The sequence below is a fragment of the Methanobacterium sp. genome, assembly GCA_039666455.1.
Taxonomy (GTDB): domain Archaea; phylum Methanobacteriota; class Methanobacteria; order Methanobacteriales; family Methanobacteriaceae; genus Methanobacterium_D.
In genome coordinates this window covers 1-16,339 of sequence record JAVSLW010000019.1, presented here as the reverse complement: position 1 = coordinate 16,339, position 16,339 = coordinate 1, and the positions used below count along the sequence as shown (strand labels likewise).

Sequence of the window (16,339 nt, the reverse complement as noted above, 5' to 3'; positions counted from 1 at the left end):
AATTTTCCTGTAGTGATGGAATGATAATAAGAACAGATCTCCATACCCACAGCCTTTATTCAAAGGCAACCTCAAAAAACATGGTGATAAATACAATTGCATCACAGTCAAAGCTTAAAGGACTGGATTTAATTGGTACTGGAGATGCACTTCATCCAGGATGGCTTCAAATAATAGAAGATAGTACAAATCCATCAGAAACTGGAATATATTCCGTTAAAGATTGCGATGAAAATTCACAGACACGCCTTTTAAAAACAGTTGAAAATCCAGAAACTAAAGTAGACAAATGTAAATTTATTTTAACAGTAGAAGTGGAAGATCAAAATAGAGTTCATCAACTCATAATTTTACCTTCAATCGAATCTGCTTATGAAATTCGAGAAGAATTACCTTCAAAAAACATCGATACTGAGGGAAGATCCAGAGTTAACATGAATGGAGCAGAATTAATGAATCTGGTTAGAGATCATAATGGATTAATCGGCCCATCCCATGCATTTACTCCATGGACAAGTATTTACAAGGAATTTAACAGCATTTACGACTGTTATAACGACAAACCTGATTTTTTAGAGCTTGGACTTTCTGCTGACACAGATATGGCAGATAGAATAGAAGAGCTTCAAGATATCCCCTTTCTTTCAAACTCTGATGCTCATTCTCCATGGCCTCACAGGCTTGGAAGAGAATTTAATGAAATTGAAATTAAAGAATGGACTTATGATGCTTTTAAAGAAGCCATAAGATCAAAAAAAGTTGTAGGAAATTACGGATTCGATCCAAGGCTTGGTAAATATCATGAAACTGGATGTGTGAGATGTTATCAAATATTTACGATTGAAGAAGCCAGAAAACTTAAAATGAGATGTCCTTGTGGTGGATTAATCAAAAAAGGTGTTAAAGACAGGATTGGAGATATTGCAAAGTGGGATGAACCACATCATCCAGAATTTAGGCCTCAATATACTCATATTCTTCCACTTGCTGAGATAATAAGCCTTGTTTATGGAAAGGGAATTACTACTATTTTTGTGCAGAAAATCTGGAAAGAATTAGTGCATACATTTGGAAGCGAGATAGAAGTTTTGATTTATGCACCTCTTGATGAAGTTACAGGAATAGAATCTAAATTGACGGAAGTTATAAAGTCATTTAGAGAAAATACTCTTAAAATTCAACCTGGTGCAGGTGGAATGTACGGTAAAATATTATTAGATTAAGGCAAAGATAATGGAAACAAGTGAATTGAATATAACGCACATAAAAGATGTGTTAGCTCAAAATAATTACATTCCTGACGATAATATAGTTACAGTTGTTTTTATTGCTTTATCACTTAAAAAACCAATTCTTATTGAAGGGCCTCCTGGAACAGGTAAAACTGAACTTTCAAAAGCTATTTCAAAGGCATTTGAAAGGAATTTTTTCAGAGTACAATGTTATGAAGGCATAACTTTTGAACAGATCGTTGGAGAATGGAATTATCAAAAGCAGCTTTTAAGTCTTGAAATGTCTAAGATTAAGAAAACAGAAAATGATGTCTTCAAGGAAGAATTTTTTATAAAAAGGCCGCTATTATCAGCATTTATGAATGAAAAACCTTCTGTTATCTTAATTGATGAAATTGATAAAGCTGATGAAGAAGTGGAGAGTTTTTTACTTCAAGCTCTTGGAGAAAAACAGATTACAGTTAATGATCTGGGAACTTTTGAATTAAAGAATGATTTAATGGTTATAATGACTTCAAACTCTCAACGGCAGCTTTTAGATGAGACAAAAGACCGTTGTTTATACTTATACATTGATTACCCTTCATTTGAAAGGGAAGTTGAAATTGTAAAATCGCATACTACTGAAGCATCCTTGAAGCTCGTAAAAAATGTTGTAAAGGCAATACAAAAAATAAGAAAGCTTAATCTTACTAAAAACCCTTCAATTAGGACTACTATTGACTGGGTAAGGAGCATTATGTTATTTAATGAGGATAATTTAGATAATGATTCTTTTAAAAAGACTATTAATGTTGTTATTAAAAATGAAGACGATAGAAAGAAAGTTTTAGACGATATTAAAGTAAAATAGCCTCTTAAATATAATATTTAGTTGTAAAAGAGATTAGTTGAGGTTAAGGAGTATTAACAATAAAACTCTTGGAATTTAAATGATAAATGAAATAGTTAAATTTTCAGGCATGCTCCGGGAAAATGGAATTCCAGCAAGTATTAGAAGCACAAAAATTGCATGCAAAGCTGCTCCTTTAATTGAGAATAATGGTGGGAATTTACAGGAGGCTTTGGCATGCATTTATCTTAAAGATCAGCGCCAGAGAAAGAAATTTAACGAATTGTATAAATTATTTTTTGAGGAAAAAGGAAAAAACGAAGAGCAAAAGCTTCCAGAGGGGTTCATTGATAAATCAAAATTCATAAAAAAGTACAATGTATCAATAAGCACAAGAAAAGTTTCTGATTTTGATTCAGGGGATAAAGCACAGCAGTATAAAATAGATTACATTAAAAACACTTTAAATGACATAAACGATAATGCCAACATGGAAGGTAACTCAGAGCTTCTAAAAAGTAATATCAGAACTTTAAACACGCTTCAACCGGAGTTAATAGATTTATGCCAGAAGCTTGGTCGAAAAATCGCCACAAAAAGAGTGCGTAGATATAAGATGGCCAGAAAACAAAAGCCAGATATTAGGCGAAGTATCAGAAGGAACATGAAACATGGGGGAACTCTTCTTGAACTTGTTAAGAGCAAGCCAAAGATTAAAAAGCAGAATCACTATTTTTTAAGTGATGTTAGTGTTTCGTGTGATTGGATTAGTATCTGGTTCTTTTGCATGGTTTATGCAGCCCAAAATTCATTTAATCGTACAAGGGCATTTGAATTTGATAATAAAACTGCTGAAATATTTCCTCTGCTTTAGAGGAAATCAACGTAATTGATGCTTTCATTAAAGTTTTAGAAATCAGACAAAATAATTCAATGATCCGCGGTAAATCTAATATGTTTACAGCATTTGAAGGTTTTTTAAAACATGCTAACTTAAATAGTAAATCTTATGTACTGATTTTAAGTGATTGCAGAGATTGGGCAGGTCCCAAGGAAGAAGGAATACCAAAAAGTGCGGAACTTATTGAAAATATGGTTAAAAAGTCTAAAAGAGTTTTAATATTGAATCCAGAGCCGAAAAATAAATGGAATGTGGCTGATAGCCGTGTTTCGCATTATGAAAAAGCAGGGGCTGAAGTTTTTGAAGTAGGTGATTTAAAACAGCTTGCTGATTTAATTAGTGAAATTTAATTTTAAATTTGAGGTGATGTGAGTATTGACACAAAAATTCATAGAATTTTGAGCGTTTAGCGGACCCGCCGGGATTTGAACCCGGGACCCTCAGATTAGGAGTCTGATGCCCTATCCTGGCTAGGCTACGGGCCCACATTTATTCAAAAATGTTTTGTTATGCATGATTTATAAAGTTTGATATTAAAACTGTTTGAAATATTTTAAAATAAATAAGTTCGCTTTTTTGCTTTCGTCCGAGCGAAACGAGGATATTTTTTGATCAACCGCTCGAAAATTCATAGAATTTTCGAGGGCCGTAGGAAACTGCGTTTCCTCGGCTGCAAAAACTTTGTTTTTGCAGGCACCAAAAATTGCAAAGCATTTTTGAGTGGATGAGCGGACCCGCCGGGATTTGAACCCGGGACCTTCGGATTAGAAGTCCGACGCCCTATCCAGCTAGGCTACGGGCCCACATTTACATGGCTTAAAACTGGTAATTAATAGGTTAGTAAAAACTAGTATATAAAGCAAACGTTAACAAAACCCCTTAAAAAATTAAGTGAATCAGAATCTCTTTATATTTAGGATTCCGTTTTTCAAGTCTTTATATATACATCTGTGATCCTGGTTCACTCTGGACATGTTGAGATAATTCCTGGAGCCTTGATTCTATCTCTTCAGCTTCTTTTATGAGGGGTTCTGCATTAACTTCTGTACCTATCATTTTATTTAAAACATTGATCACATTTGCAGCTGCTCTTGGATCAGGATATGGACTTAATACCTCTGCAAATAAGCAGGACCCCGGTATGCCTTTTTGTATGCTCCTTGTAAGTAGTGTACCTGATAGCCCTGCTATATTTCCAAAGGGTAATATGGGTACATTTAACTTTCCAAGTCTTTCCAGGGATTGATCTGAGTTTGCTACACCTGCAACTCCCTGAGTTTTCCCTTTTACTACTATGCTGTTGAATGTAATGATTTCTTTACTGTTGTTTCTGTTCATCCAGTCTACTATTGCATTGGTCATATCGTAAGTAACATTTGGCGGAATAATGAAGTCTGAAAGGAACATTACAATTCCATCAGTTGCATATACTCTGAATGGATGAATAGCCTTTCCTTTATACAGTACCGCAAGTGGGGGGAAATATTTGGAGTCAATATATCCTATTTGCTCCATATTAAGCTCTTCAACTAAAAGCCATCCTACTATATTGCCTATAAGACCTAATTCTGGTGATCCTTCCAGTACTATTGCATCTTTAACGTCTTTAGAGATTATTTTACAGCATTCAACTTCGGTTACAACCATTTCAACCATCTATGGTGCACCTCCTGCACCTCCAATAATCTTGCCAGTTTGAGCATCTATCTCAAATTCTCCGACCTGCTTACTGTTGTCCATGACTGGAACAATGTAAATTTTAGTCCCGTCTCTTGTTATTAATTCCGGAGTACCTGCTGTAACACCAGGCTCTTCTATTGATTTTTGGGCTATAGATTTAGCCTGATCTGGTGTTATTTTCACATTACTACCTCCATTTCCACTTTGGCTCCCTCCAGAAGTTCCTCCTTGGGTTTCACCTTGAGTTTGTATAGACTGCTGACTGCTCTGGCCTGGAGATTGTTGTTCTTGTGGATTGGCAGGATTAGTAGGCTGCCATAGTCCGGGAGTAGTTGATGAAATCTGATAACCTGCTGCTGCAGCCCCTATTAAGGCTACAATAATAACAGATATCAGGATCTTTGTATTAACCATTTGGTTCACCTCTTTTACTGACTGTCTCAAATTGGAGTTATTAATTTAATGAACATATTATTGATATGATCATTTAAGTTATTATATTTACGCATCTTACCTGAATTAAAAGGAGTGTTTTGAAAAAGCAAAGAGCTTTTATGAATTTTTAATCTGAAACTATATAATTGGTTATTCATCATATATATATTTTTCATTTTTTTTTTCAAAGAAAAGCTTATTATTAAAGATAATAAATTGAAATATTGATAATCATATATTTTTAAAAACAAGAGGTGATACATTTGAGCGAAAAGATTGTCATATCGCCAACATCACGACAGGAAGGACACGCAGAATTGGTCATGGAAGTCGATGATGAGGGAATAGTAACTAAGGGGCGATACTTTAGTATTACTCCTGTCAGAGGGCTGGAAAAAATAGTAACAGGCAAATCTCCAGAAACTGCACCAGTAATCGTGCAAAGGATCTGTGGTGTCTGTCCTATACCTCATACTTTAGCATGTGTGGAAGCTATGGATGATTCATTAGGTATAGAACCGCCAAAAGCAGGTAAACTCTTAAGGGAACTTGTTATTGCGGCTCACCACGTAAACAGTCATGCTATACACCATTTTCTTATAGCTCCTGATTTTGTACCTGAAAACCTGTTTGCTGCTGCGGTAAACTCTGTTTCTGAAATAAGAAAAACTGCCCAGTACGTAGTGGATATAGTTGGTGGAGAAGGTATACACCCATCTGACATCAGGATTGGTGGGGTTGCTAAAAACATATCTGAACTTGCAAGAAAAAGGTTATACGCAAGATTAAAAGCACTTCAACCAAAAGTAGATGAGCACGTAGACCTTATTGTGGGTTTAGTTGCAGATAAAGATCTGCCAAAAGGATTGGGTGTTCATGACCAGCCAACAATTGCTACAGACATAGTCTATGGTAACAGGGATAATTTTGATTTAGACAGATTCACTGAAATGATGCCTGAAAGATGGTACAAAGATCCTGAAATCGGCAAAAAAGCATGTTCAACCATTCCTCTCTACGATGGTGTAAACATAGAAGTAGGTCCAAGGGCAAGAGCTGTTAAATACGGAGGATTCTCTGGAAAAGGTACAGTGGCTCAACATGTAGCCAGAGCAATGGAAATGAAAACTGCTCTTTCAAGAGCAATAGCCATACTGGATGAACTCAACACATCAGCACCTGCTAATGTGGGTAACTTTGATGTTAGAGGTACTGGTAAGCTTGGAATCGGTGCAATTGAAGGTCCAAGGGGAATGGACGTGCACATGGCCCAAGTAGGTGAAAACGGCAAAACTGAATTCTACAGTGCTTTAGTCCCTACAACCTGGAACATTCCAACCATGGGCCCTGCAACTGAAGGATTCCACCACGAGTACGGCCCTCATGTAATTAGAGGATACGACCCTTGTCTTTCATGTGCTACCCATATGATTGTAATTGATGATGAGGACAAGAGTGTCATAAAAAGCAAAATGGTCAGATTATAGGGAATAAAAATGCCATACGACGCGGAGATTTTAGTAGTTGGCTGTGGAAATGTCCTGTTTGAAGATGACGGATTTGGACCAAGAGTAATTGAGACCTTACAGGAATATTTCAAGGAACATGAACTTCCAGAAAACACAATGCTTGTAGATGCAGGGACCAGCGCACCACATTTCATATTCTCTCTTCCTCACGAATCATGGAAGAAACTTATAGTGGTGGATGTGGTTAATTCAGGCGCAGAACCTGGAACAGTGCGAAGATTTGAGGTAACAGAGCTTCCAAGGGGACGGTACGACGATGCTCACTCATGGTCTGTAGAAGAACCACTGCATGAGCTAAGTAAAAAATGCGAAGTTTTCGTAATTGGATGCCAGCCAGAATCTGTCTCTGCACCCGATGTAAAAATGGGGTTAACTGAAAGTGTGGAGGAAGCAGTTCCCAGGGCCATTAAAATCATTTTAAAAGAAATAGGGGTTTAGCATATGTTAGCCCGAATTAAAGAATTTTTAGGAATGGAATCAAAGCCATCTGATGCAGGAGAAGTAGTTTCGAAAGAGGAGGTTGAAAAAGTGGCTGAAGAAAAACCGAAACCAAAAATAGGTTACATCCATTTAAGCGGATGTACCGGAGATGTTATGTCATTAAGCGAAAATTATGACATTTTAGCACCTTTACTTACTGAAATGGTAGATATAGTATATGGACAGACACTGGTTGACCGATGGGACATACCAGAAATGGATATAGCATTAGTAGAAGGGTCAGTTTGTCTGCAGGACGAACACAGTTTACACGAAATAAAAGAAGTTCGTGAAAAAGCAGGATTAGTAGTAGCATTTGGGTCCTGTGCTGCAACAGGATGTTTCACCAGATACTCCAGGGGTGGACAGCAGGCACAACCAGCTCATGAATCATTTGTACCAATAGCAGATGTAGTGAATGTGGATTTATCAATTCCAGGATGCCCGCCATCACCAGAAATAATTGCTAAGACAGTTGTAGCTGTTTTAAACAATGATATGGACTACCTGCAACCAATGATGGATCTTGTAGGTTACACAGAAGCATGTGGATGTGATCTTCAACTTAAAATCGTGAATCAGGCACTGTGTATTGGGTGTGGAACATGCGCAATGGCCTGTCAGACCCGTGCATTAGACATGACTGATGGAAGACCAGAGTTAAACAGTGATAGATGCGTAAAATGCGGTGTATGTTACATCCAGTGTCCAAGAAGCTGGTGGCCAATGGAAAGAATTAAAAAGGATACAGGATTATAGGGGGCTTAAAAATGGTATTAGGAACATATAAAGAAGCACTTTCTGCAAGATCAACTGATAAACAGATCCAGAAAATTTCACAGGACGGAGGAATAGTAACAGCACTCCTATCTTTTGCTCTTGATGAAAAAATTATAGACGGTGCAGTTGTAGCAGGACCTGGAAAAAATATGTGGAAACCAGAACCAATGGTTGCTATGACCTCTGATGAAATTTTAGCGGCAGCAGGCACTAAATACACGTTTTCACCGAATGTGTGGGCACTAAAAGAAGCTGTAAGGCAATATGGTCTTGAAAAAGTAGGTACTGTTGCAATTCCATGTCAAACCATGGGTATAAGAAAGATGCAATCATATCCATTTGGGGTAAGATTTGTTGCAGACAAAATTGCACTTCTAATTGGTGTTTACTGCATGGAAAACTTCCCATTTGAATCACTCCGAACATTCATATCAGAAAAAATGGGAGTTAGCCCAGATCTGGTTGAAAAAATGGATATAGGTAAAGGTAAATTCTGGGTATACACAGCAGATGAAGAATTAAGCATCCCACTTAAAGAAACACACGGATACGAACAAAACGGATGTAATGTCTGTCTTGACTACGTTGCAGAATTAGCAGATGTTTCAACAGGTTCTGTAGGTTCACCAGACGGCTGGTCAACAGTACTTACACGTACTGATGCCGGTGAAAGTGTATTCAAATTAGCTGTTGATGCAGGTTTAATTGAAACCAAACCTATGGAGAACGTAAAACCTGGCATGGGATTACTTGAAAAACTTGCAACAGATAAAAAAACCAAAAACCAGAAAACAATCGATGACCGGATAGCAATGGGATTACCTGTCCCATACAAAGCAAGTACAGAAAAAGAAGACCCACTTGCAAATTACTAAGCAAAGAACTGAAAAGTAGGAATTATTCCTACCACTTTTTATTTTTTGAAAATAAGCTTTTATTTCAAAGCATAATACTCATATATGATTAAAATGGACGCACTTATACTTTTAGGAGCTATGTTTCTTGCCTATGGCGGCATTATCTTATTATATCACAGAATACGTGCAAATGAAAGAAAAACAAAGATATCTAATTTTATGCTCAAAGGAACAATGAATATGCGCCAGAATAATCCAGAAAGGGCATTAATTTATTTTAACAGAGCTTATGAATATTCCATTAATATAAATAATAAAGCCGATGCTGCAGAGGCATTATACAATATTGGCCATATATATGGAGAAGAAGGTAAAATAAGTACTGCAATGAAATACTGGAAGCAGGCAGAGATTTTATATCATGAAATTAATGATAATGAAGGTAATAAGAAGATAAAAGCAGCTTTAAAGTTAATTAAAAACTAAATTGTTGTTTTAAATGCTAATTGGAGTTTGTATAAATGGAATCTTTGGATTTAACTCCTGCAGAATCTTTAATAATAACATCTCCAGATTCTAATGGAACTGAGATGATAAAGCTAACTTTGATGGATCTTATTTTAAAAAAAGCGCTTAATGTGAACATGGAGTATTTTGAGTCTCGGTTTTCAAAAAATAACTATAAAACTACATTTATAAGCATTAATAAGTCATATAAATCAGATTTTAAGCCTCATGAAGAAATTTTAATGAGAATTATTGATAATAATGAATTGGAGCTAAAAGAATTTATAAAAACACTTTTTAAACGACTTACATCTTCAGATTATAAAAATATATACGTAAGAGGCCATTTAGTTGATAAAGGTTATCTTATAAAGCAGAGAAAGATGCTGTTAGCTCTTCTTCCATATAATACCTATGTCTTAACTGATAAAGGGGTGGAATTAAAATCAATGATAATGGAACTTCTAAATGAAGCAAAGTATCTTGATAAATGGATAAAAGAAGACCTTGGACGCGCAAAGGCATATTTATCTGTTATGGGATCCCATATTCTTCTTACAAAGACTTATGATATTGAGGATATAAAAAAATTCAATAGAATGTTATCATATATAAAACCAGCAGCTAAAACAAGTGATTATTACTATTATTACATGTATACTGTGCCCGTTGATTTTTTGGATGATCAAGGAGATCCTAAAAGCTTTGATTTTTTAGATATTTCTTTACTTGATAATTTTGATTCTTTCGGTGACTTCTTCAGTGATTTTGATGCAGGATCTGGTGGTGGATGCTGCAGAAGAGATAGTGAGGGAAAAAGTAACTAAAATAGCACCCTATTCCGTTATAACAAAACATCCATCTTTTTCCACAATTACAGTATGCTCAGACTGCGCAACTACAGCATTACTTTTTTCACGAAGCACGTGGTAAGGAAAAACAGCTCTTGATGAGATGAGCATCCGCATCGCTGCATTTAAATGGTGTTCACTGAACCTGCCTTGAAGCCATCGTTTAGCAAAAGGTAAAATCCTGTAATCTTCTTTGATTATTTTCAATGCCCTTTTTGCATGAATCAAACGTAATGGCCTGTCTTGTAAGTATCGGAATATGTAAACTTCGTTCATGTCGGTGACCCTTCCAATACCATCGGTTGCAAATGGTTCTATAGCCAGTACGTCTCCTTCTTCTAATTTATGGGAGTTATTCTCTTTAATATTTGGTACTGAAAGTCCAGAATGAAGTATCCAGCGATCCATACTGTGTCCAGTTAAATTAGATACCGAATTAAATCCTCTATTTTTTATGGCTTTTTCAATTTCCTCTCCAACTTTCCCAATTTCAACTCCTGCTTTTACAGTGCTTAAAGCATTATCAAGACCTTCTTTGGAAGCTGTTATCATGTTTTCATGCTTTTCAAGCTCATCTTCAGGAATATCATCCCCAATTAGCACACTAATTGCCGTATCTGCAATATAACCATCTACATGTGCACCTAAATCAATTTTAACGAGATCTCCAGATTTAAATACTTTTTCATCATCTGCAGGCGGTGTATAATGTGCCGTAACTTCGTTGACTGAAATATTACAGGGAAAGGCTACAGTTCCTCCCATTTCAACAATCTCATTTTCCACAAATTCTGCAAGTTCCAAATATTTCATATCTTCCCTAACATAGGCTACTGCTTTTTTCCTAACTTTTGATAATATTTCTCCGGCCTTTTTGTATTTTTCAATCATATAATCACGTGAATTTATTAAACTGTTTTTCATGTCAAATTAGTTCTCTATTTATTTATTTTATATCGGATTGGTATAATTAATTAACATTTTTTTAAATAATAGGAAAAATAGATATAGAACAGATTTTTTTAGCTTTCAGGTGTTTACTGTTTATCCAGAAATTTCAATACTTCAATTTTATATATATTAAGATTTAATATATTATATAAATTAGTTAATAGTTGCTTTAAAAACTGGATTAAGAAATCTTATAAAGAAACAAAAAAGGTGAAAATTATGGCTGATATTGCTACAGCAATTTCAGATAATGTTGTTTTGATAATTTTAGGCGTATTAGTGGCAATTGTAGTAATAATTGTTGTTACTCAATGGAGAAGAGTCAGAGAAGCTCAAAATAATGTGGCACTCGTTGAAAAACAGGTGGAACTTAAGAAAATATCCCTTGTAGAAAAGGATCTTGAAGCAAAACGCATGATGGAAAATGTCATACCTCTTCCAAAGGAACAACAGGAAGAACTTGCTAAAATAAGGAGAAATACTTCTGATGTCATGCATAAAGTAGGATATCTCCACAGTGAAATAAGTGAAAGAGTTGCTCTACTTGAAGCCAAGACAGAATATGGAAAACTTCAAAGATTAATGAAAGATCTGGAAAAGAAAGAAATGGATATTGATAAAAAGGTTAAAGAAACCACAAGGAGGAGTTAATATGGGGCCGCTGGAATTATTTGCAATTTTAGTATTGGCAGGCGCAATAATTGTACTGTTATACTACTACATTCAGGAAATAAAAGGAAGTGGAGGAACAGGGTTTAAAGGAGTAAAGTCAAGCATTTCTGATAGTGGGAGCCGTGTTTGGGAAGGTATTTCAGGACAGTACAATAACCAGAGCTCTGGAGGAGAAAGAATGGCCGGAGTAAGTGAAAAAGTATCTGAAATGGGTGAAAAATTAAGAGGAAAAGTCAAAGAAGTACCAATAAGTACAGATGTGTTATCCAGACGAATCGATGAATTTTTAAATGAACAGAGTGACCAGCTTATTAAAGACTGGGAACTGGCCACCAAATCAGACATATCAGGTCTTGAAAAAAAATTTAATAAAGTTTCTCGTGATGTGGGTGAACTGGAAAGCCGTTTCAACGAGTTTCGAGGGTTTACTAATAAAAGAATAAAGCATATTGAAGAAAGGCTTGGTAATTTAGAAGGCAAAGAAGAAGAATAGCCAGATAGGGATTATGTAAATGATTAAAGCTGCAAAATAAGGTATTAATAGTGATAGGATGATACTATTACAGATCCAATTAAAGAGTTAGCAAAAGGATTTACTGCAGGCGATTTTTCTATTTATGCCAAAAAGATCACTGCAGGAAGATTCATCGACGAATTCAACCTGGATATCTACATCAGAAAAGATAATAATGAAGATTATGTTCTCTCTGCAAAAATATTTCTTGGCAGAAAGCCGCATTATCTCCCCTGGGTTGAACTTTTCAATATCCATAATCGGCTGGATATTGGCGGAGATATTCATTTCTACTTTGATTCAACTTACGAGAAAGAGCTAATAAGTCATTTTTCCAGTTTCCTTGATCCAGCAGGAAGAATATTTATTGAATATTTACAGGATGCAGAAACAATGTATGGATTACAGTCCGGATTTCCTCCAGCAACAACACGCCTTGGATTCAGGTTATTTGAAAATGGTTTTACCTGGTTTAAAGACTGGTATTTTCCAGAAGGTTTTATGGAAGGAGGACAAAAACTTCAGGGAGAGAAAACTTCAGACATTGAATCCAAAAACCGTCAAATAATACAAATCCTGAAGGAAATTAAAGCATTCCTTGAAAAAACCGACCTTTCAGGTGAGCATGATCACTATGGGAGGAATGTGGTAGAAAGGACCAAAAAAATTCTTGCAACTTACAGGGACTAACATTTTTTAGCAGTGATATTTTTTTTAATAAGGATTTATTTAGCTTAAAAATTTACAATTCCCTAACTTTACAAAAATACTGTTAATCAGGTGTGTTAAGTGGAAGGTAGCGAAGCTGTTTATAAATCATTGAAAAATGCAGGGATTGACTTTGTAGTAAGTTTACCCTGTGTGAATCTGGGTAAAGTAATGGAAATGATAGACTGCGACCCTGATGTAATCCATGTTCCAGTAACACGTGAAGAAGAAGGATTTGGAATTTGTGCAGGTGCATTTTTTGGTGGAAAGAATCCAGCAATTTTAATGCAGAATTCAGGGCTTGGAAATTCAGTAAATGTACTTGCATCCCTATATGAACTTTACAGAATTCCCATACTTATGATAATGAGCCATAGGGGTACTGAAGGCGAATTTATGAGTGCTCAAGTGCCTATGGGGAAAGCAACACCCGGAGTTTTGGATGCCCTGAATATAACTTATTTTAATCCTAAAACCCCTGAAGAGGCTATGGAAATCATTCCCCATGCATGGAAACTGTCTGAAATAGGAGAAGCACCAGTAGGAATATTATTAGAGATTCCATTCTGGAAATAATAGTTTAAAGTGATATTATGGAACGTATTGAAGCCATAAAAACAATAGCAGAAAGTCTTGAGGACGAATTAGTTGTATGTAACATTGGATTTCCATCCAGAGAATTGTATGCAGTTAAAGATTCTCCAATTCATTTCTACATGCTTGGTTCCATGGGAATGGCATCATCAATAGGTCTTGGTCTTGCTTTATCCCAGAAAAGAAAAGTTGTTGTTTTTGACGGTGATGGCTCAATTCTTATGAACATGGGAACACTGGTAACAATTTTCAGCCAGGATTCGCAAAATTTGATCCTCGTTGTTTTTGATAATCAATGCTACGGCTCTACAGGGTCACAGTGCACCTACACGACAAAGGTTGATCTCCATGAAATTGCAAAATCGGTAGGATTTAAAAATACATTTGTTTTTGAAGAAGAAATTGATTTCAAGGAAGTTTTAGATGTAAAAGGGCCAGTTTTTGTGCATATGAAAGTTATGCCAGGAAATGCAGACGTTCCTGTAATTGATATGGAACCTGAAGAGATAAAGGAAAGGTTTATGGAAGAAGTGAAGAGGAAATCGGAGTAATTTACTTATAAAGCAACTAAATGTGCTAATTCCAATTAAAAACTAATTTGAATAGCAAACAAAATATAAGTTAATTTATTTATGTCTCCTCGCGAATTCATCAAAAAGTTCATCAATATCAACGCCTTTATAGGCAAGAAGAAGCAAAGTGTGAAAAATAAGATCAGCAGATTCAGATACGATATTTTCATTATTTTTAGATGCAATTATAACTTCTGCTGCTTCTTCACCAATCTTTTCAAGGATTTTATCTTCAGCCTTCTTTTTATCATCACTCATTAATTTAGAAGTGTAGGAATTAATAGGGTTATCACGTCTATTCTCTAATACACTGTAAACTTCTCTTATTATTTTATCTTTCAATTTACTGGTCTCCTGCAAATCACTGTTTTTTCTGTGATTTTTCTTTCTTTAAAGTTCCAGTTATGGCTATTAAAGGGTGTTGAGCATCATCAATAATATCAATATCCTTAAGGGTGTAAATTCCCTCTTTATCAGCAGTTTTTTCCAGTCCTAATTTAATATCTTTCTCTAATTCGATTATGTAGGAGTCAATTTCTTTACAACCAAGCTTGGAAGCGGCTACAGTTCTATGATGACCATCCACCAGAATAAATCGGTCACCACTTTTTACAGTAATTGTTGGCTCTGCAAGGCCTCTTTTAAGTTCATATGTCCTACCTTGAAGTTCATCAGCGTATATCTTGTTTTGAGTTGGCCTGAGTTTTTCTGTGGGCACTTTCATTCGCATAAGCCTGGTTTTAATGCCATATAGTTGTTCCAGGGTTTTTTTAAAGTAATTAACCTTCATTGGAGTGGATCTTTCAATGTGGGATCTCACAATATCAGTATTGGTGATTATGCCCACTAACTTCTCGTCTTTATCTATAACCGGGAGTCTTGATATTCCCATTCTAAACATCACACGCGCTGCGTCGTTTATAGTCATGTCCTGGTCAGCAACAACGATGTCCGTTGACATAATATCTTTAACCGAATGGTTCCATGGTTTTAAGAGTAAATCAGAGGTAGTTACCATCCCCATCACTACACCGTTTATTTTAACTGGAAATCCATCGTGTCCAGTTGTTTTCATTAATTTAATCACTTCTTCGTTTGGGGTATCTGGAGTTACCGTAATTACATCTTTTGTCATATAATGCTTTACAAGAGCTGAACCACTCATTTAAAGTCCTCTTATCTTATTTATATTAATTATGAAATATAACTATTTATTCCATAATATCTGGTCATCATATTCTATTTTAACAATTCTATGGCATGGAATTTGCGTTTCATCATCTAATATTAAAAATCCACGTTCTAAACTTGATATTCGGCTGCATACAATTTTTTTAAGGTTTCCTGGAGCACCTCTATGTATATAAGTGATGTTACATTTTCTGATGTCCATTTCAGGGTGCCATAAAATCATGTCTAAAATATTTTTTGCCATTTAAAGACCTGATTGTCATTAAATTTTTGCTATTTTTAATCTGTTTAAGGTAATTTAAAAATTTATGGTTAAAAATGAGGATGAAAAAATAAATAAGTTATTTCAGGCATTATCCAACTAAAGCTTCTCTTAAAAGTTTAGATGTTTCTTCAGGATCAGCTTTACCCCGTGTAAGTCTCATCACCTGCCCTATAAGAAAATTCATTGCCTCCTTTTTGCCTTCATGGTAATCAGAAACAGCCTGAGGATTTTCATCAATGGCCTGTTTTATAGCTTTTATGACGCTTTCCAGGTCACTTACACCAATTAAACCCATTTCTTCTGCAATTTTAGCGGGAGAATCTGGATTTTTAGGCATTTTTTCAATTATTTTCTTTGCAGCTTTGGGAGTTACTTTTTTACTTTTAATTAAATTTAAAAGCTCTACTATACTGGCTGCTGTTATTCCACTTTCATCAAAACTCATTTTATTGTAATTAAGAACTCTTTTAAGATCATCCCTCATCCATACTGCTGCAAACGATGGTTCTATTTGCTCTGAAACTTCTTCAAAAGCATCTGCAAGCGCAAGTTCTGATGTTATGACTTTCGCATATTCATCTTCAATATTGTAGTCTTTAACGAATCTTTCTGCCCTTATATGTGGGGGTTCAGGCATATTTTCTCTAATTCCCTCAATTAACTCCTCTTCTGCAATCATTGGAGGGAGATCAGGATCAGGTATGTATCTATAATCATCAGCTTCCTCTTTAAGACGCATTGGAACAGTTATCATCTGTGATTCAAGGAAAGCACGAGTTTCCTGCTTA

The 16,339-nt window shown here is 35.5% G+C and carries 22 protein-coding genes and 2 tRNA genes; 15 read left to right on the top strand and 9 right to left on the bottom strand.

What is annotated here, in order from left to right:
* The first annotated feature begins 20 nt into the window (after positions 1–20).
* The 4 genes from PQ963_05925 (at position 21) to PQ963_05910 (ending at position 3,315) form a co-directional block, all read left to right on the top strand.
* Entirely contained in the window at positions 21–1,223 is a 1,203-nt protein-coding gene (locus tag PQ963_05925) for a TIGR00375 family protein (GenBank protein ID MEN4029200.1), read from the top strand.
* Between the two features lie 10 nt (positions 1,224–1,233).
* Positions 1,234–2,085, top strand: a complete 852-nt coding sequence (locus tag PQ963_05920; GenBank protein ID MEN4029199.1) for a MoxR family ATPase — start codon at positions 1,234–1,236, stop codon at positions 2,083–2,085.
* 79 nt (positions 2,086–2,164) lie between these two features.
* Entirely contained in the window at positions 2,165–2,938 is a 774-nt protein-coding gene (locus PQ963_05915; GenBank protein MEN4029198.1) for a VWA domain-containing protein, read from the top strand.
* A 59-nt stretch (positions 2,939–2,997) separates the two neighbouring features.
* The gene (locus tag PQ963_05910) at positions 2,998–3,315 is read left to right on the top strand and encodes a VWA domain-containing protein (protein MEN4029197.1); all 318 of its coding nucleotides are present in this window, start codon (positions 2,998–3,000) and stop codon (positions 3,313–3,315) included.
* A gap of 60 nt (positions 3,316–3,375) precedes the next feature.
* Here PQ963_05910 and PQ963_05905 read toward each other — a convergent pair.
* The 4 genes from PQ963_05905 to PQ963_05890 form a co-directional block, all read right to left on the bottom strand.
* A tRNA-Arg gene (locus tag PQ963_05905) sits at positions 3,376–3,450 on the bottom strand.
* 244 nt (positions 3,451–3,694) lie between these two features.
* Positions 3,695–3,768 (bottom strand) — tRNA-Arg (locus tag PQ963_05900).
* Positions 3,769–3,901: 133 nt separating this feature from the next.
* On the bottom strand, positions 3,902–4,621 hold the full coding sequence (locus PQ963_05895; protein ID MEN4029196.1) for a proteasome assembly chaperone family protein: 720 nt from the start codon (positions 4,619–4,621) through the stop codon (positions 3,902–3,904).
* Complete coding sequence (locus PQ963_05890) at positions 4,622–5,059, bottom strand: PepSY domain-containing protein (protein MEN4029195.1); 438 nt, start codon at positions 5,057–5,059, stop codon at positions 4,622–4,624.
* Positions 5,060–5,343: 284 nt separating this feature from the next.
* Here PQ963_05890 and frhA point away from each other — a divergent pair, with 284 nt between their 5' ends.
* From frhA to PQ963_05860, 6 genes are all read left to right on the top strand, one after another.
* A complete protein-coding gene (frhA, locus tag PQ963_05885; protein MEN4029194.1) occupies positions 5,344–6,567 on the top strand; it encodes a coenzyme F420 hydrogenase subunit alpha in 1,224 nt (407 codons plus the stop codon).
* 9 nt (positions 6,568–6,576) lie between these two features.
* On the top strand, positions 6,577–7,047 hold the full coding sequence (gene frhD / locus PQ963_05880; GenBank protein MEN4029193.1) for a coenzyme F420-reducing hydrogenase, FrhD protein: 471 nt from the start codon (positions 6,577–6,579) through the stop codon (positions 7,045–7,047).
* A 3-nt stretch (positions 7,048–7,050) separates the two neighbouring features.
* On the top strand, positions 7,051–7,848 hold the full coding sequence (gene frhG / locus PQ963_05875) for a coenzyme F420 hydrogenase subunit gamma (GenBank protein MEN4029192.1): 798 nt from the start codon (positions 7,051–7,053) through the stop codon (positions 7,846–7,848).
* 11 nt (positions 7,849–7,859) lie between these two features.
* The gene (gene frhB, locus PQ963_05870) at positions 7,860–8,744 is read left to right on the top strand and encodes a coenzyme F420 hydrogenase subunit beta (protein ID MEN4029191.1); all 885 of its coding nucleotides are present in this window, start codon (positions 7,860–7,862) and stop codon (positions 8,742–8,744) included.
* 93 nt (positions 8,745–8,837) lie between these two features.
* Positions 8,838–9,212: a hypothetical protein gene (locus PQ963_05865; protein ID MEN4029190.1), complete on the top strand. Its 375-nt coding sequence runs from the start codon at positions 8,838–8,840 to the stop codon at positions 9,210–9,212.
* Positions 9,213–9,247: 35 nt separating this feature from the next.
* Positions 9,248–10,060, top strand: coding sequence for a hypothetical protein (locus PQ963_05860; protein MEN4029189.1), 813 nt, complete (start codon positions 9,248–9,250; stop codon positions 10,058–10,060).
* A 9-nt stretch (positions 10,061–10,069) separates the two neighbouring features.
* Here the strand turns inward: PQ963_05860 and map are convergent, their stop codons facing one another.
* Positions 10,070–10,975: a type II methionyl aminopeptidase gene (gene map / locus PQ963_05855; protein MEN4029188.1), complete on the bottom strand. Its 906-nt coding sequence runs from the start codon at positions 10,973–10,975 to the stop codon at positions 10,070–10,072.
* 279 nt (positions 10,976–11,254) lie between these two features.
* On the opposite strand from map, the gene PQ963_05850 reads away from it, so the two are divergent.
* The 5 genes from PQ963_05850 to comE all read left to right on the top strand — a co-directional run bounded on the left by PQ963_05850 (position 11,255) and on the right by comE (position 14,074).
* Positions 11,255–11,686 (top strand): hypothetical protein, encoded by a 432-nt coding sequence (locus PQ963_05850; GenBank protein ID MEN4029187.1) that lies wholly within the window; start codon positions 11,255–11,257, stop codon positions 11,684–11,686.
* Between the two features lies 1 nt (position 11,687).
* Entirely contained in the window at positions 11,688–12,200 is a 513-nt protein-coding gene (locus PQ963_05845) for a hypothetical protein (protein MEN4029186.1), read from the top strand.
* Between the two features lie 66 nt (positions 12,201–12,266).
* Positions 12,267–12,911 (top strand): DUF1122 family protein, encoded by a 645-nt coding sequence (locus tag PQ963_05840; protein MEN4029185.1) that lies wholly within the window; start codon positions 12,267–12,269, stop codon positions 12,909–12,911.
* Between the two features lie 99 nt (positions 12,912–13,010).
* Positions 13,011–13,505, top strand: a complete 495-nt coding sequence (gene comD, locus PQ963_05835; GenBank protein MEN4029184.1) for a sulfopyruvate decarboxylase subunit alpha — start codon at positions 13,011–13,013, stop codon at positions 13,503–13,505.
* A 17-nt stretch (positions 13,506–13,522) separates the two neighbouring features.
* A complete protein-coding gene (comE, locus tag PQ963_05830) occupies positions 13,523–14,074 on the top strand; it encodes a sulfopyruvate decarboxylase subunit beta (protein ID MEN4029183.1) in 552 nt (183 codons plus the stop codon).
* 75 nt (positions 14,075–14,149) lie between these two features.
* Here comE and hisE read toward each other — a convergent pair whose 3' ends face one another.
* The 4 genes from hisE to PQ963_05810 all read right to left on the bottom strand — a co-directional run.
* The gene (hisE, locus tag PQ963_05825) at positions 14,150–14,437 is read right to left on the bottom strand and encodes a phosphoribosyl-ATP diphosphatase (protein MEN4029182.1); all 288 of its coding nucleotides are present in this window, start codon (positions 14,435–14,437) and stop codon (positions 14,150–14,152) included.
* Positions 14,438–14,456: 19 nt separating this feature from the next.
* Positions 14,457–15,260 (bottom strand): CBS domain-containing protein, encoded by an 804-nt coding sequence (locus PQ963_05820; GenBank protein MEN4029181.1) that lies wholly within the window; start codon positions 15,258–15,260, stop codon positions 14,457–14,459.
* 42 nt (positions 15,261–15,302) lie between these two features.
* Positions 15,303–15,530 carry a DUF504 domain-containing protein gene (locus PQ963_05815; GenBank protein ID MEN4029180.1) on the bottom strand — a complete coding sequence of 76 codons (228 nt, stop codon included), beginning with the start codon at positions 15,528–15,530 and terminating at the stop codon, positions 15,303–15,305.
* 109 nt (positions 15,531–15,639) lie between these two features.
* Positions 15,640–16,339 (bottom strand): Asp-tRNA(Asn)/Glu-tRNA(Gln) amidotransferase GatCAB subunit B (locus PQ963_05810; GenBank protein ID MEN4029179.1); only part of this gene is annotated, 700 nt, incomplete at its 5' end.

Excerpts from the sequence above, each read along its gene's own strand:
- PQ963_05925 (MEN4029200.1), top strand. The coding sequence starts at position 21 with ATGATAATAAGAACAGATCTCCATACCCACAGCCTTTATTCAAAGGCA.
- PQ963_05920 (MEN4029199.1), top strand. The coding sequence starts at position 1,234 with ATGGAAACAAGTGAATTGAATATAACGCACATAAAAGATGTGTTAGCT.
- PQ963_05915 (MEN4029198.1), top strand. The coding sequence starts at position 2,165 with ATGATAAATGAAATAGTTAAATTTTCAGGCATGCTCCGGGAAAATGGA.
- PQ963_05910 (MEN4029197.1), top strand. The coding sequence starts at position 2,998 with ATGATCCGCGGTAAATCTAATATGTTTACAGCATTTGAAGGTTTTTTA.
- PQ963_05895 (MEN4029196.1), bottom strand. The coding sequence starts at position 4,621 with ATGGTTGAAATGGTTGTAACCGAAGTTGAATGCTGTAAAATAATCTCT.
- PQ963_05890 (MEN4029195.1), bottom strand. The coding sequence starts at position 5,059 with ATGGTTAATACAAAGATCCTGATATCTGTTATTATTGTAGCCTTAATA.
- frhD (MEN4029193.1), top strand. The coding sequence starts at position 6,577 with ATGCCATACGACGCGGAGATTTTAGTAGTTGGCTGTGGAAATGTCCTG.
- frhG (MEN4029192.1), top strand. The coding sequence starts at position 7,051 with ATGTTAGCCCGAATTAAAGAATTTTTAGGAATGGAATCAAAGCCATCT.
- frhB (MEN4029191.1), top strand. The coding sequence starts at position 7,860 with ATGGTATTAGGAACATATAAAGAAGCACTTTCTGCAAGATCAACTGAT.
- PQ963_05865 (MEN4029190.1), top strand. The coding sequence starts at position 8,838 with ATGGACGCACTTATACTTTTAGGAGCTATGTTTCTTGCCTATGGCGGC.
- PQ963_05860 (MEN4029189.1), top strand. The coding sequence starts at position 9,248 with ATGGAATCTTTGGATTTAACTCCTGCAGAATCTTTAATAATAACATCT.
- map (MEN4029188.1), bottom strand. The coding sequence starts at position 10,975 with ATGATTGAAAAATACAAAAAGGCCGGAGAAATATTATCAAAAGTTAGG.
- PQ963_05850 (MEN4029187.1), top strand. The coding sequence starts at position 11,255 with ATGGCTGATATTGCTACAGCAATTTCAGATAATGTTGTTTTGATAATT.
- PQ963_05845 (MEN4029186.1), top strand. The coding sequence starts at position 11,688 with ATGGGGCCGCTGGAATTATTTGCAATTTTAGTATTGGCAGGCGCAATA.
- comE (MEN4029183.1), top strand. The coding sequence starts at position 13,523 with ATGGAACGTATTGAAGCCATAAAAACAATAGCAGAAAGTCTTGAGGAC.
- PQ963_05820 (MEN4029181.1), bottom strand. The coding sequence starts at position 15,260 with ATGAGTGGTTCAGCTCTTGTAAAGCATTATATGACAAAAGATGTAATT.
- PQ963_05815 (MEN4029180.1), bottom strand. The coding sequence starts at position 15,530 with ATGGCAAAAAATATTTTAGACATGATTTTATGGCACCCTGAAATGGAC.